This window comes from Polaromonas sp. A23 (assembly GCF_002001015.1).
Classification (GTDB): domain Bacteria; phylum Pseudomonadota; class Gammaproteobacteria; order Burkholderiales; family Burkholderiaceae_C; genus Polaromonas.
The window spans coordinates 1-14699 of record NZ_MUNO01000005.1; the positions used below are offsets into that span (position 1 = coordinate 1).

A 14699-nucleotide genomic window follows, 5' to 3' on the forward strand; every position below is an offset into this window, starting at 1 on the left:
GCGCTTCAAGGACTCCGGATTGGGTATTGGTATTCGGTATTCCCCCCACCCGTCGGGCTGGGCCGAGGAGCGCAGCCGAAAGCGGATCAGGGCGAGCGATTGTCTGAGCGTAGCGAGTTCGAGCTCGACCCCGCTTTCGGCGAGCACCGCAGGTTGCCCGCAGCGAAGCGCAGGGACCCGGACCATCGGGTCGCCTTCTCTTTGCTTACTTTCTCTTGGCGACGCAAGAGAAAGTGAGTCGCCCGCCGGGGCGAGACCCGGCTGGCTGGAAGACCCACAACCGCGAAAGCTTGCACTGGCTTCGACAAGCTCAGCCCGAACGGACAACGCCAGCGTCCCGGACAGACCCGCCGGCAAGTCCAGAAAATTCAACATAACGCCAAGGCCTCCAGACATTGCCGCTTGTGCACCTCCCCACTACCAGGCTTGATCTGCAGCCCAGGCAGCCGCAAACCATAACGCAAGCCCAGTTTGTCGGCCTGCAGAATCCACGCACACAGCCGCGATAGCCGCGCTTCGGTCCCCAGCGAGCCGGCTTGCAAAAAGTCGAGCCAGAGTTCATGCCGCTGGGCTTGCTGCGTGTCGCGCACCACCAGACCGTTGCCCTGGTCGTCGGCCTTGGCTGCCTTTTTCCACATGACGAGTTTGAGCGGGTCGCCGCGCCGGTAGCCGCGTATGCCGTCGAACTCGCCGGCGCTTTGCCAGCGGGCGGCCGCGTCGGCTCCACCTGAACGCGGCTCGCCGGGGGGGAGCGGTGGCGCGTACACCTCCGGTGCCGGATAGACCAGCATTTGCGCGGCGGGACGCCAGATGGTCCAGACGCGAAAAGTGCCGAGTGGAAACCGGGTTTCGGCGGTCAGCGTGGGCAGGCGGTGCAGGCCGCGCTGTTTGGGTGTGAAGGCTATCTGCACCGTGGCGCTGGCTTGTGCCGGCACATCGGTCCAGGCCCAGCGCGGCTGGTCCGGCCCGTCCGGCGAGGCCAGCACGCTGACCCCGATGCCGTAACGCACGGAACGCCGGTTGTTCGTGAGCTTGACGTCAAATATGGCCGCAGTCCCCGTGAAATGTGCAGGAGGTGCTATCAAATTCATGGCAAGGCCGCGCAGGGTGCCATGGCAGACATGCATGCCTGTTACGGCGCTGCCCGCCAGTAAAAAGGTCAACAGATAGCCCAGGTTGAGCTGGTAGTTGATGGACGCCACCAGCAACACCATCAGGGTGAGGGCAAGCATCCATCCTGGGCGGGTTGGCAGGATGTAGACATTGCGCTGGGTCAACAGCACGCTGTCGGTCAGCGGCAGCCGGCTTTGCCACCAGTGCTGGAAGCGTCCGCGCACGAATTTGACAGGATTGAGCGTTGCGGCATTCATGATCTACTTTGCCGCGAAAGCCAGGCCGGGGAAACTGTGGCTGGCCGCATTGCGATAGCCAGAGGCTTTCATGGCAAAGGCACGGCCTCGACCATGGCACGCACCTGCTCGACCGAGCCACGTCCGGCGTCGCTGACCGGAATCAGCCGGTGCGCCACGGTTTGCGGCAGCACCGCCACGATGTCGTCCGGCGCCACATAGTCGCGCCCGCTCAGGAAAGCCTGGGCGCGCGCGGCACGTACCAAAGCAATGCCGGCACGCGGGCTCAGGCCCTGCAGGAACCAGCGCCCGGAACGGGTGGCCGCCACCAGGTCCTGCAAATAATTGAGCAAGGGCTCCGATGCATGAACCTGCAGCACCTGCTGCTGCAACTCCATCAAGTCATGGGGTGTCATCACGGTGACGAGTTTTTCCACCATCTCGCGACGATCGCCGCCGCTCAGCAGCTCGCGTTCGGCGGCTCGGTCGGGATAACCCAGCGAGATTCGCATATGAAAACGGTCCAGCTGCGACTCGGGCAGCGCATAGGTGCCCAGCTGGTCGTGCGGGTTTTGCGTGGCAATCACAAAAAAGGGTACCGGCAGGGGGCGTGTTTCGCCCTCGACCGTGACCTGCTTTTCCTCCATGGCTTCCAGCAGGGCACTTTGCGTGCGCGGGCTGGCTCGGTTGATTTCGTCGGCCAGCAGAACCTGGGCAAAAATCGGCCCGGGATGGAAAATGAAACTTTCTTTCTGGCGCTCGTAAATCGACACTCCCGACAGGTCACTGGGCATCAAATCGGCGGTGAATTGCACCCGTGAGAATTGCAACCCGAAGGACCGCGACAGCGCATGCGCCAGTGTGGTTTTGCCAACGCCTGGCACGTCTTCAATCAGCAAATGCCCGCCGGCCAGCAGGCAGGCCACACAGTCCTGGACCTGGGCAGGTTTGCCCACAATGACCGTGTTAAGCTGATTTAAAAGCGTCTGAATTTTTTGTTTCGCGTTCATGCCATCAACCTTACCGCAAAATTTCCGTTATGCCTGCCACTGCCTATTTCACCCATCCGGATTGCCGCAAACATGAAATGGGTCCGGGGCATCCCGAGTGTCCGGAGCGGCTCGATGCTATTGAAGACTGGTTGCTCACAACCGGCGTGGGCGATGCGCTGGATCGGCGCGAGGCGCCGCTGGCGTCGCTGGGCGACCTGGAACTGGGCCACGACCGCATGATGATCGCCGCCATCCGCGGTCTGGGTGACCAGCTTTCCGACGACGTGGAGGCGGGCGGGCCCCGGTATGCCCAGCTGGACCCGGATACCGCGATGAATGTGCATACCTGGAACGCGGTCTTGCGCGGCGCCGGCGCGGTACTTGCCGCCACCGATGCCGTGATGGCCGGCGAAATCGAAAACGCCTTTTGCGCGGTGCGGCCGCCCGGCCACCACGCCTGCCACGACCGGGCCATGGGTTTTTGCTTCTTCAACAATGTGGCCATCGCGGCCAAGTACGCGCTGGAGCGCCACGGCCTGAAACGGGTTGCGATCATCGACTTCGATGTGCACCACGGCAACGGCACGGAAGACATCATCAGCGGCGATGAACGCATCCTGATGGCCAGTTTCTTCCAGCACCCGTTTTACCCGCACAGCGGCACCGAAGGCCGGGCGCAGAACATGGTGAACATTCCGGTGCCGGCCTACACCAAGGGCGCCGTCGTGCGCGAGCTGATCGAGTCGCTGTGGATCCCGCGGCTTGAGGAGTTCAAACCAGAGATGATTTTCATCAGTGCCGGTTTTGACGCGCACCGCGACGATGACCTGGGCCAGCTGGGCCTGGTGGAGCAGGACTATGCGTGGATCACCCAGCGCATCAAGGATGTGGCCAAACGCCATGCCCATGGCCGCATCGTGTCATCGCTCGAGGGCGGCTACAACCTCAGTGCGCTGGCCCGCAGCGTGGAGGCGCACATTCGCGTGCTGGCCGATCTGTAAACCTGTCGACGCTGTAGAGTCCCGCCATGAATGATGTTTCGGCCCCCGTGCTGCATACCCGCGATGAGCGTGGTGTGAACTGGCTGACCTTGAACCGTCCCGCTGCGTTCAATACCCTCAGCGAAGAGATGTTGGCTGCCCTGCAGACCGCGCTGGATGCCGTAGCGGGGGATCCGAACGCGCGCATGGTGGTGTTGGCCGCGCAGGGCAAGGCCTTTTGTGCCGGCCACAACCTCACGGAAATGCGCGCGCAACCCGAGTTGGCTTACTACCAGAAGCTGTTTGCGCAATGCACGCGCATGATGCTGAGCATCCAGAACCTGCCGGTGCCTGTGCTGGCGCGGGTGCAGGGCCTGGCCACAGCCGCCGGCTGCCAGCTGGTGGCGCAATGCGACCTGGCGGTGGCCAGCACTGCGGCGAGCTTTGGCGTCAACGGCATCGATGTCGGCCTGTTCTGCGCCACACCCAGCGTGCCGCTGGTGCGCAACATACCCGCCAAGCAGGCCATGGAAATGCTGTTGACCGGCGGCTTTATCAGCGCCGAAGAAGCGCAGGCTCGCGGACTGGTCAACCGGGTGGTAACGCCGGAAGCTCTGGATGTGGAGATCGAGCAGATGCTGCAAGCCATTCTCGCGAAACCGCGTGAAGCCGTGGCCATGGGCAAAGCCTTGTTCTACCGGCAGCGCGAGACCGGCATCGAGTCGGCCTATCAGCTGGCGGGCCAGACCATGGCCTGCAACATGGTTCACCCTGTAGCCCAGGAAGGTGTTCAGGCTTTTATTGAGAAGAGGAAACCGCAATGGCCGGTGCTGTGACGTCCCGCGCTGATGCGCCTGCCCGTTTTGACAACCTCGAAGCGTGGTTTTCGGCATTGACCCAGCCGACAGCGTTGACCGAGCTGGCCGCGCTGGTGGCTTGTGTGCTGCTGGCCTGGTTGCTGGTGCGTGTGGCCAGCCGTGCCCATCTTGTGGCCGATGGAAATTCGATTCTTTTTGGCCGTCGCGTGATCGATGGTGTGTTGTTTCCCCTGCTTCTCCTGCTTTTTGCCTATGCCGTGCAGGCGCTGCTTGCCCGGTTGTTTCCGTTAGCCGTGTTCAAGGTGGCCATTCCGGTTTTGCTGTCCCTGGCCTTGATTCGCATGGGGGTCAAGGTGTTGCAGGTGGCTTTCAAGGACGCACCTCTGGTACGGGCGCTCGAACGCACCATTTCCTGGCTGGTCTGGCTAGCGGTTGTGCTGTGGCTGAGCGGTTTGTTGCCTGTGATTCTCGAAGAGCTGGACGGCATCAAATGGAAGGTCGGCAATTCAACCCTGTCGATTCGCACCATGCTCGAAGGCGCGGTGACGGCCGGCGTGGTGTTGCTGATTGCCCTCTGGATATCAGCGGCCATTGAAACGCGATTGTTGCGGGCAGCCACCGGGAACGAGCTGTCACTGCGCAAGGCCGCGAGCAATGCCACGCGCGCGGTGCTGATGTTTGTGGGCCTTCTCATGGCGCTGTCGGCCGTTGGGATCGATCTGACGGCGTTGTCAGTGCTGGGTGGCGCGATTGGTGTCGGCATCGGCTTTGGCCTCCAAAAGCTCGCCGCCAACTATGTCAGTGGTTTTGTGATGCTGGCCGAACGCAGTGTGCGCATCGGTGACAACGTGCGCGTCGACAACTTCGAGGGCCGCATCACCGACATCAATGCCCGCTACACCGTGGTGCGTGCGACGAACGGCCGCGAGTCCATCGTGCCCAACGAGATGTTCATCAGCAACCGCATTGAAAACCTGTCGCTGGCCGACCCTCGTGTGTTGCAGTCCACCGTGGTGTCGGTGGCGTATGACAGCGATTCCGAGTTGGTAATACGCCTGCTGATCGAGGCGGCGCTCAAGCAGGAGAGGGTGTTGCGCGACCCTCTTCCAGGTGTGAATCTGACCAATTTCGGTGCCGACGGCCTGGAGTTCACGCTCAATTACTGGATGGCGGATCCGGAGAACGGCCAGCAGAACCTGCGCTCGCTCATCAACCTGGCCATCCTCCAGGCCCTGCGCGAGAACGGCATTGAGATTCCCTACCCGCAGCGGGTCATCCATACCCGACCCCAGGCCGTGCCGGAAAACAGGCCTTCCTGATCTGCCTGACCGCCTTATTCCGCTTCTAAATCATTCGTGAACGCGAAGGCGAAGCGACGACAGTACAAACGTACGGCTAGCGAAGCCGACAAAGTGCAAGGATGATTTAGAAATGGAATTACTTCATGAAGGAAGGCAGCCAAAGGCTGAGTGACGGAAAGGCCAGCAGAATTCCGAGAGCTACCACCTGCATGAAGACGAAGGGCCAGACGCCGCGGAAGATGTTGCCCAGGCCCACTTTGGGCAGCAGGGTGTTGAGCACAAACAGGTTCATGCCCACAGGTGGGGAAATCAGGCCGATCTGGATCACCATGACGATCAGTACGCCGAACCAGACCGGGTCGAACCCCAGCGAAACCACAATCGGGAAAAACAGCGGGATGGTCAGCAGCACCATGGTGAGTTCTTCCATGACCGTGCCCAGTACCACGTAAATCAGCATCATCGCGGCTACCACCATCACTGGCGATAGTCCGAGGTGGGTGATCCACTCTTTCAGCTCGCCGGGCATGGCGGTGAAGTTCACGAAATTGGCAAAAATGGTCGCCGCGATCAGCAGCGTGAACAGCATCGCCGTGGTGCGGGCCGACTCCACCAGCACCTCAAGCGTGGCCTTCACGGTCAGCCGGCGCCGCGCCAGCGCAAACAGGAACGCACCTGCGGCGCCTATGCCCGCGCCTTCGGTGGCGGTGAAGACGCCGCCATAGATGCCACCCAGCACCAGCACCACCAGCAACAACACTCCCCAGATGCCGCGCAGGGCCTTCCACCGCTCGGGCCAGCTCGTTTTTTCACCGGCCGGTGCATGCTCCGGGTCCATGAAGGTCATGAAGAGCACAGCCACCATCAGCAGCAGGGCGATCAGGATGCCGGGGATCACGCCGGCAGCAAACAACTTGCCAATGTTGGTTTCAGTCACGATGCCGTAGATCACCATGATGGTCGATGGCGGAATCATGATGCCCAGCGTGCCGCCCGCTGCAATCACGCCGGTGGACAGCGAGTCGCTGTAGCCCAGTCTTTTCATCGACGGATAGGCGACTTTGCTCATGGTGGCTGCCGTCGCAATCGAGGAGCCGCAGATGGCGCCAAAGCCGGCGCAGGCAGCGATGGTGGCATGCGCCAAACCGCCGCGCAGGTGGCCAATGAACGCATAGGCCGCATGAAAGAGTTCGTGGGCCAGTCCGGCGCGGGCCACAAAGTTGCCCATCAGGATGAAAAGCGGGATGACCGACAGGGTGTAGGCAAAGCCAGTTTCGTGCACGACTTGCGCCGTGCTTGCGAGTGCTGGAATCCAGCCGCGCGTCAGGCCCATGCCGACAATGCCGACAAAGCCCATGGCAAAAGCCAGTGGCAGACGCAACAACGCCAGCACGAAGATTGCGGCAAAACCAAGCAGGGCTTCGGTCACAGCGTGACTCCTTCGCCCGTTTCGGCTTCGCGCGTGGGGTGCAGGGCCATGCCGAGGTGAATCAAACCGGCGACCGCACACATGACCGCCATTCCGTAGATGAAGGGCGCCTTGAGGATTTTCAGCTGCGCCGTGGTTTCGCCGGTCTCCAGATACTGGCCGCCGGTTTGCCACATCAGCCAGGCCAGGCCCAGCAATGCAGCGCCGCACAGCACTTGCATGATTGCGCGCTGCGCTTTGCGAACCACTTCAGGCAGGTAATGGTCCAATGAATCGAACACGACATGCTCGCCGCGCAATGACACCAGTGGCAAGGCTGCAAAAATCACAACCACCATCAGCAGCTCTGTGAGCTCCAGGGAGCCGGGGATGGAGTTCGACAGAAGCTTGCGGCCCCCGACGTCAAAAAAAGTCAGCGCCATGATGGCAAACAGGGCAAGGGCAGCCAGCAGGCCGCAGACCCTCTCGATGAGTTTGTTCAATCCGTGTGCCTCAATCAAAAAAAAGCGCGGTCCTCATTGTCCATGAGGCCGCGCTACGAGTGCGCTGTCCGCCGGGGGCTTACTTTTCCTGCTTGGCGATTTCGGCGCGGAATTCTGCCAACACCTTGGCAGCATCCTTCAAGCCTTTGGCTTCAGCATCCTGGATCCACTTCTTCTCAAGGGGTGCAGTCTTGGCTTTCACGTCGGCCACAAATTTGGCGTCGGCCTTGACGATCTGCACATTGTTGGCCTGCATCAAGCCCATGGCGCGGCGATCCACGCGGTCCCAGCCGCGGCCGAACATGCGCGCAGCCACTTCACCTGAGATGGCATCGACGGCTTTCTTTTCCTCAGCCGAAAGTTTGTCGTATTTGGCCTGGTTCATTATGAAAACGAAGCTGGTGTTGTACAGGCCACCGGGGAAGGTAGTGGCATGCTTGATCAGCTTGTCGATCCGGAACGATTCGGTGGACTCAGCCGGAAACAGCGTACCGTCCATCACGCCGCCTGAGAGCAGCTCATACGAGTCGGGTGCGGGCTTGAGCGTCACATTCATGCCCAATGTTTTCGCAATCTCGTTAACCATGCCCCCGCCGACGCGCCATTTCAGGCCGCCCAGCTCCGCCACATTGGTGACCGGCCGCTTGGTGTTGAACACCATGCCGGGGCCGTGGGTGAAGAAAGATATGACCTTCACGCCCTGGTGTTCGCCCTGGAACTGCGGATTTTTCATGGCCACCTTGTTGAAGGCGACGGAGATGGGTTCAGACGTGTTGCCCAGGAAAGAGAACTCGGCCATCTGCGTATAGAGGAAACGGCCGGGGGTATAGCCATGCACGGTATAGGAAACGTCGGCCAGCCCGTTCTTGACGGCGTCCAGCGTGCCCGGGGGCGCTGTGACGCCACGCGGCAGGATGTTGCATTTCATCTTGCCGGCCGTGTTCTTTTCAAGCAGGTCGCACCATTCCTTCTGGGCCGTGCTCAGGGTGTGGCTGGGAGGCAGCCAGCTGGAAACCGTCAAGACGGTTTGGGCAGAAGCAAAACTGCTGCAAAGAGCGAGCAGGGCGGCGGCGGCAATTGGTTTGATTTTCATGAACACTCCGGGATGGTCAGTGGGCTGACCTGGTGACGTGATTGAGGACTGATTCAGTACCCTGGAAGGCCTGATTCATTCGGAAAACCCACTGTAAATCAGTCGCTGGCACCGGTCTGTCCTTAGTTACCCCAATTAACCGACCAAACGGTCTGTTAATTGCCATTGCAATTGTCGCCCTGGCTACAGTGCTTTGGGGCTGTGCGTCTAATTCCGGCAGAACAGGTCCTTATAATGAAATAGAACGACCGTTCTTTTTTCTCTTGCTCTCGAAGTGAATCCTCTGCCCGGGGTTGTTTTTCCGGGAAGGTCATTGACCACAGCATAGAATCAAAAGCTTTACGTGCACGTCAACTCAATCAACTCTGGAGCCCTGCAAATGAAGGTCTTGGTACCCGTCAAACGCGTTGTGGATTACAACGTCAAAGTCCGCGTCAAATCCGATGGCACCGGTGTCGATATCGCCAACGTCAAAATGAGCATGAACCCGTTTGACGAGATAGCCGTCGAGGAGGCCACACGGTTGAAGGAAAAGGGTGTCGTGACCGAAGTGATCGCCGTGAGCTGCGGCGTCGCGCAATGCCAGGAAACCCTGCGTACGGCCATGGCCATCGGTGCTGACCGTGCCATCCTGGTCGAGACCGCCGAAGAGCTGCAGCCGCTGGCGGTGGCCAAGCTGCTCAAGGCCCTGGTCGATAAAGAGCAGCCGCAACTGGTGATCCTGGGCAAGCAGGCGATTGATGACGACTGCAACCAGACCGGCCAGATGCTGGCCGCGTTGCTGGGCTGGCCCCAGGCAACCTTTGCCTCCAAGGTCGATGTGGCCGACGGCAAAGCGGTTGTCATGCGCGAAGTCGACGGTGGCATGGAAACCCTGTCGCTGACGCTGCCCGCCATCATCACCACCGACTTGCGCCTGAACGAGCCGCGTTATGTGACCTTGCCCAACATCATGAAGGCTAAGAAAAAGCAGCTGGACAACTTCAAACCGGAAGACCTGGGTGTCGATGTCAAACCGCGCATCAAGACGCTCAAGGTCAGCGAGCCACCCAAGCGCAGCGCCGGCATCAAGGTGCCCGACGTCGCCACGCTGGTGGACAAGCTCCGCAACGAAGCCAAAGTAATTTAAGGACTGATGACATGACCGCACTCGCATCACTCGTCGTAGCAGAACACGACAACGCAACCATCCGCCCCGCGACCCTCAACACCGTGACAGCCGCCGCCCAGTGCGGCGGCGACGTGCATGTGCTGGTGGCCGGACTGAATGCCGGCGCAGCCGCCCAGGCTGCCAGCCAGATCGCCGGCGTCGCCAAGGTCATCCACGTGGATGGCGCGCATTTCGAACACGGCCTGGCCGAAAACATGGCGGCGCAAGTCATTGCGCTAGCCAGCAGCTATTCGCACATCCTTTTTCCGGCTACCGCTTCGGGCAAGAACATTGCGCCGCGCGTCGCTGCCTTGCTCGACGTCGGCCAGATCTCCGACATCACCAAGGTCGATGCAGTCGATACCTTCGAGCGCCCGATTTATGCCGGCAACGCGATTGCCATCGTGCAAAGCCTGGACGCGACCAAAGTCATTACCGTGCGCACCACCGGGTTTGACGCGGCAGCTGCCACGGGCGGCTCAGCGGTAGTAGAAACTGTGACCGGTGTCGCCGACAGCGGCAAGTCCACTTTTGTCGGCAGCGAAATCGCCAAGAGCGACCGCCCCGAACTGACAGCGGCGAAGATCATCGTCAGCGGTGGCCGTGCGCTGGGCAGTGCCGAGAAGTTCAATGAAGTCATGACGCCGCTGGCCGACAAGCTCGGTGCGGCACTCGGTGCTTCGCGTGCCGCGGTCGATGCCGGCTACGCGCCCAATGACTGGCAGGTCGGCCAGACCGGCAAGATCGTTGCGCCGCAGCTCTACATTGCGGCCGGTATCAGCGGCGCGATTCAGCATCTGGCCGGCATGAAAGACAGCAAGGTCATCGTGGCAATCAACAAGGATGCTGAAGCTCCGATTTTCAGCGTCGCGGATTACGGGCTAGAAGCCGACCTGTTTACGGCGGTGCCGGAACTGGTCGCGGCACTTTAATTTCTGCCAATAGAAAAGGCATCGTTCGCGGTGCCTTTTTTTGCGCCGATCCGCCGGCGGATTGATTGACATCTGGACACTGGAGACAAGACATGAGCTACAAAGCCCCCCTCAAGGACATGCTGTTTGACATCAAACATCTCGCCAACATCGACGCGGTGGCACAGATGCCGGGTTTTGAGGAGGCTGGTTTTGACACCGCTCAAGCCGTGCTCGAAGAGTGCGCCAAGTTCAACGAGGGTGTGCTCGCGCCACTGAACCGCGAGGGCGATATCAATCCGTCAAGCTGGAAAAACGGCGCGGTCACGACGACACCCGGCTTCAAGGAAGCCTACAAACAATACGCCGAAGGCGGCTGGCAGGGCTTGCAGCATCCGCTGGACTTCGGTGGACAGGGCCTGCCCAAAACCATAGGTGCGGCCTGCGGTGAAATGCTGAATTCGGCCAACATGAGTTTTGCGCTGTGCCCGCTGCTGAGCGACGGCGCGATCGAGGCGCTGTTGACTGCCGGTTCGGACGAGCTCAAGGCCACCTATCTGGAAAAACTGGTTAGCGGCCAATGGACCGGCACCATGAACCTGACCGAGCCGCAGGCCGGCTCGGACCTGGCCATGGTGCGCAGCCGCGCCGAGCCGCAGCCCGATGGCACTTACAAAATCTTCGGCACCAAGATTTTCATCACCTACGGTGAACACGACATGGCCGGGAACATCGTGCACCTGGTGCTGGCTCGGGTTACTGGCGCGCCGGAAGGCGTCAAGGGCATCAGCCTGTTCGTCGTGCCCAAGTTCATGGTCGGCAAGGACGGCGCGCTGGGTGCGCGCAACGACGTGCACTGTGTCAGCATCGAACACAAGCTGGGTATCAAGGCCAGCCCGACGGCCGTACTGCAGTTCGGCGACCACGGCGGTGCCGTCGGCTACATCGTTGGCCAGGAGAATCGCGGCCTCGAGTACATGTTCATCATGATGAACTCGGCGCGTTACGCCGTCGGCATGCAGGGCATTGCGATTGCCGAGCGCGCTTACCAGAAGGCCGTGGCCTTCGCGAAGGACCGCGTGCAGAGCCGGCCCGTTGATGGCTCCATCGCCGCGAGCGCACCCATCATTCACCACCCCGACGTCAAGCGCATGTTGATGACCATGCGCGCTTACACCGAAGGCTGCCGTGCGATGGCTTCGGTGGCAGCCGCCGCCTACGACGCTTCGCATCACCACCCCGACGCGGACGTGCGCAAGCAGAACCAGACCTTCTATGAATACATGGTGCCTCTCGTCAAGGGCTACAGCACAGAGATGAGCCTGGAAGTCACATCGTTGGGCGTGCAGGTGCACGGCGGCATGGGCTTCATCGAGGAAACCGGTGCGGCGCAGTATTACCGCGACGCAAAAATCCTGACGATTTACGAAGGCACCACCGCCATCCAGGCGAATGACCTGGTGGGCCGCAAGACAGCACGTGATGGCGGCCAAACGGCCAAGGCGATTGCTGCGCAGATTGAAAAGACGGAAGCCGAACTTGCCAAGCAGGGTAGTGCGGCGGCGAAAGCCGTCGCCAAACGCCTCAAGGCCGCGCGCGAGGCTTTTGTCGATGTGGTGAACTTTGTCGCCGGCAACACCAAGGCCAGCCCGAATGCGGTGTTTGCTGGCAGCGTGCCTTACCTGATGCTGGCCGGCAACGTGGTAGCTGGCTGGCAGATGGCGCGCTCGCTGCTGATAGCCGAGGAGCATCTGGCCCGCGGCGAAGACGCCGCCTTCATGCAGGCCAAGGTCACCACCGCTGTTTTCTACGCCGACCATCTGCTCAGCAAAGTGCCGGGCATGCGCGACAGCATTGTTGAAGGTGCCGACAGCGTGACCGCGCTGGCGCTCGAGGCCTTCTGATCTGCCTGTTTGCTATATTTTTTATAGCTGCTGTCGCCCGATTGACAAGGGCCGGGCTCACTTTTAACTATAAATTCTGCTGAAACCACACCGGAGACACCATGTCCAGACTTCCCGCGCCCCTGAACAGCCTGCCATTGCCCATCATCGGTTCACCGTTGTTCATCATCAGCAATCCCAAGCTGGTGATTGCCCAGTGCATCGCCGGGGTCGTGGGCGCCATGCCTGCCTTGAATGCCCGGCCTGCATCGCAGCTTGACGAATGGCTGGCCGAGATCACCGAGACGCTGTCGGCCTACAACAAGGCCAATCCCGACAAGCCCGCTGCTCCGTTCGCGATCAATCAGATCGTGCACAAGTCCAACGAGCGGTTGGAACATGACATGGAAATGTGCGTGAAGTACAAGGTGCCTATCTATATCACCAGCCTGGGTGCGCGCGAAGACATCAACGCCGCAGCGCACAGCTACGGCGGTGTTGTGCTGCACGACATCATTAACAACAGGTTTGCCCGCAAGGCGATTGAAAAGGGCGCCGACGGCCTGGTGGCTGTGGCCGCCGGTGCCGGCGGCCATGCCGGCGTCAAGAGCCCGTTCGCGCTGATCCAGGAAATCCGCCAGTGGTTTGACGGCCCTCTGGCGCTGTCCGGTGCCATTTCTACCGGCGGCGCGGTGCTGGCCGCGCAGGCCATGGGTGCCGATTTTGCCTATATCGGCTCGGCCTTCATTGCCACCGAAGAGGCGCGCGCCTCGGACGCCTACAAACAGTCCATCGTCGACAGCAACAGCGACGACATTGTTTACTCCAGCCTGTTCACCGGTGTACATGGCAACTACCTCCGGCCTTCCATTGTTGCGGCGGGCATGGACCCCGACAACCTGCCCGATGGCGACCTGAAGACCATGAACTTTGCCAGCGGCGAGGGCAGCAAGTCCAAGGCCTGGAAAGACATCTGGGGCTGCGGCCAGGGCATTGGCGCGGTGACCAAAGTGCAGAGCACCGCTGACTATGTCGCGCAACTCAAGCGCGAGTACCAGGAAGCGCGCCAAAGGGTCTGCGCTTAAGCGCCTGAGCTTTTCGCTGCATGGAGCCGACTGCCGCTGAACGGACGCTGTCGGCGCAGCGCCTGCCGGGCATTGATGCCCTGAAGGCGATGGGGTGCGTGCTGATCGTCTGGCACCACCTGGCTTTTTACGGCCCCATGAGTGACGTGGTCCACACCGCGGCACCGGGACTGGTGAACTGGCTGTATGACTACGGCCGCATGGCGGTGCAGATCTTTCTGGTGGTGGGTGGCTTTCTCGCCGCTGCGTCACTGGCGCCGCAGGGCAGGAGCGTGGTTCGCAATCCGCTTTCACTCATCCTGCGCCGCTATCGCCGGCTGGCGCTGCCGCTGATGGTGGCAGTAGCCGTCACCGTCGTTGTGGCCGCAAGCGTGCGGCCCTGGCTGCAACACCCCTCCGTTCCCGATGCGCCAAGCTTCTGGCAACTGCTGGCGCACCTGTTCTTGCTGCAGGACCTACTCGGCCAGGAGGCGCTCTCGGCTGGCATCTGGTACGTGGCGATTGACTTTCAGCTGTTCGTGATCAGCGTCGTGCTTCTCACGCTTTGGCCCGGCACACGCCACCGCTGGGCTGTGCTGGTCCTGGCGGCAGCGTCGCTGCTGGTCTTCAACCGCCACCCAGGGATGGACATGACCGGGCTGTATTTCTTCGGGTCCTATGCGCTGGGCATGCTGGCCTGGTGGGCCTCGCGCAGTGCGCAGCCGTCACGCTGGCTGCTGGCCATGCTCGGGCTCGCCGGGATGGCATTGGCGCTGGATTTTCGCGGCCGTTTGCTGGTAGCGCTGCTGGTGGCGCTGGCCCTCGTCTGGCTGCAGCGCAGTGGCCATGGTGCGGCCAGGCGCTGGCTGCAGACACCGTGGCTGCTCGGGCTGGGACAGATTTCCTATTCGGTCTTCCTGATCCACTTTCCGGTTTGCCTGCTGGTCAATGCTGTGGTGACTCACTTGTGGCCGGTACAACTCGCGGCCAACAGCCTTGGACTCGTCGCTGCTTTCCTGTTGTCCTTGCTGGCTGGTTGGGGCCTGTACCGGGGTGTCGAATCACCCGGCGCGCCCTGGCGCCGCGTGCGGCCTCCTGCATTTCTTCGTTCCTGAGCGTCAGGATAGTTTCTCAGGCCGAAATGTGCCTTTTCCCCTTGTTCTGCGGGCGATGTTTGCTACTGATATGGTAGCAATGCATTCGACAGTTTAGAGATGCAGCCTTGCGTTGCCGTGGCGCAGGTGTAT

General features: G+C 61.2%; 14 protein-coding genes. 8 read left to right on the forward strand and 6 right to left on the reverse strand.

What is annotated here, in order from left to right; genetic code table 11:
• The 3 genes from B0B52_RS22580 to B0B52_RS01495 form a co-directional block, all read right to left on the reverse strand.
• A partial coding sequence (locus B0B52_RS22580; protein WP_217349765.1) for a hypothetical protein occupies positions 1 to 375 on the reverse strand: 375 nt, incomplete at its 3' end.
• Entirely contained in the window at positions 369 to 1370 is a 1002-nt protein-coding gene (locus B0B52_RS01490) for a DUF58 domain-containing protein (RefSeq protein ID WP_077591843.1), read from the reverse strand. The genes B0B52_RS22580 and B0B52_RS01490, both read right to left, overlap by 7 nt.
• 68 nt (positions 1371 to 1438) lie before the next feature.
• Complete coding sequence (locus tag B0B52_RS01495) at positions 1439 to 2359, reverse strand: MoxR family ATPase (protein WP_077591844.1); 921 nt, start codon at positions 2357 to 2359, stop codon at positions 1439 to 1441.
• A gap of 29 nt (positions 2360 to 2388) precedes the next feature.
• On the opposite strand from B0B52_RS01495, the gene B0B52_RS01500 reads away from it, so the two are divergent.
• Genes B0B52_RS01500 through B0B52_RS01510 form a run of 3 tightly spaced genes read left to right on the forward strand, consistent with a single transcriptional unit; the run spans position 2389 to position 5458 of the window.
• The gene (locus tag B0B52_RS01500) at positions 2389 to 3342 is read left to right on the forward strand and encodes a histone deacetylase family protein (RefSeq protein ID WP_077591845.1); all 954 of its coding nucleotides are present in this window, start codon (positions 2389 to 2391) and stop codon (positions 3340 to 3342) included.
• Positions 3343 to 3368: 26 nt separating this feature from the next.
• A complete protein-coding gene (locus tag B0B52_RS01505) occupies positions 3369 to 4157 on the forward strand; it encodes an enoyl-CoA hydratase (RefSeq protein WP_077591846.1) in 789 nt (262 codons plus the stop codon).
• Positions 4142 to 5458: a mechanosensitive ion channel family protein gene (locus B0B52_RS01510; protein ID WP_077591847.1), complete on the forward strand. Its 1317-nt coding sequence runs from the start codon at positions 4142 to 4144 to the stop codon at positions 5456 to 5458. Before B0B52_RS01505 ends, B0B52_RS01510 begins: the two co-directional genes overlap by 16 nt.
• A gap of 118 nt (positions 5459 to 5576) precedes the next feature.
• On the opposite strand, the gene B0B52_RS01515 is transcribed toward B0B52_RS01510, so the two are convergent.
• The 3 genes from B0B52_RS01515 to B0B52_RS01525 form a co-directional block, all read right to left on the reverse strand.
• Complete coding sequence (locus tag B0B52_RS01515; protein ID WP_077591848.1) at positions 5577 to 6869, reverse strand: TRAP transporter large permease; 1293 nt, start codon at positions 6867 to 6869, stop codon at positions 5577 to 5579.
• Complete coding sequence (locus B0B52_RS01520) at positions 6866 to 7351, reverse strand: TRAP transporter small permease (protein WP_254425604.1); 486 nt, start codon at positions 7349 to 7351, stop codon at positions 6866 to 6868. The genes B0B52_RS01515 and B0B52_RS01520 overlap by 4 nt, the downstream gene beginning before the upstream one ends.
• Before the next feature lie 79 nt (positions 7352 to 7430).
• Entirely contained in the window at positions 7431 to 8444 is a 1014-nt protein-coding gene (locus B0B52_RS01525) for a TRAP transporter substrate-binding protein (protein WP_077591849.1), read from the reverse strand.
• 379 nt (positions 8445 to 8823) lie between these two features.
• Here B0B52_RS01525 and B0B52_RS01530 point away from each other — a divergent pair, with 379 nt between their 5' ends.
• From B0B52_RS01530 to B0B52_RS01550, 5 genes are all read left to right on the forward strand, one after another.
• The gene (locus B0B52_RS01530; RefSeq protein WP_077591850.1) at positions 8824 to 9573 is read left to right on the forward strand and encodes an electron transfer flavoprotein subunit beta/FixA family protein; all 750 of its coding nucleotides are present in this window, start codon (positions 8824 to 8826) and stop codon (positions 9571 to 9573) included.
• 11 nt (positions 9574 to 9584) lie between these two features.
• Entirely contained in the window at positions 9585 to 10526 is a 942-nt protein-coding gene (locus B0B52_RS01535) for an electron transfer flavoprotein subunit alpha/FixB family protein (RefSeq protein WP_077591851.1), read from the forward strand.
• A 92-nt stretch (positions 10527 to 10618) separates the two neighbouring features.
• On the forward strand, positions 10619 to 12409 hold the full coding sequence (locus B0B52_RS01540; RefSeq protein WP_077591852.1) for an acyl-CoA dehydrogenase: 1791 nt from the start codon (positions 10619 to 10621) through the stop codon (positions 12407 to 12409).
• Between the two features lie 101 nt (positions 12410 to 12510).
• Complete coding sequence (locus B0B52_RS01545) at positions 12511 to 13473, forward strand: nitronate monooxygenase family protein (RefSeq protein ID WP_077591853.1); 963 nt, start codon at positions 12511 to 12513, stop codon at positions 13471 to 13473.
• Positions 13474 to 13493: 20 nt separating this feature from the next.
• Positions 13494 to 14567, forward strand: coding sequence for an acyltransferase (locus B0B52_RS01550; RefSeq protein ID WP_077591854.1), 1074 nt, complete (start codon positions 13494 to 13496; stop codon positions 14565 to 14567).
• Positions 14568 to 14699: the final 132 nt, after the last annotated feature.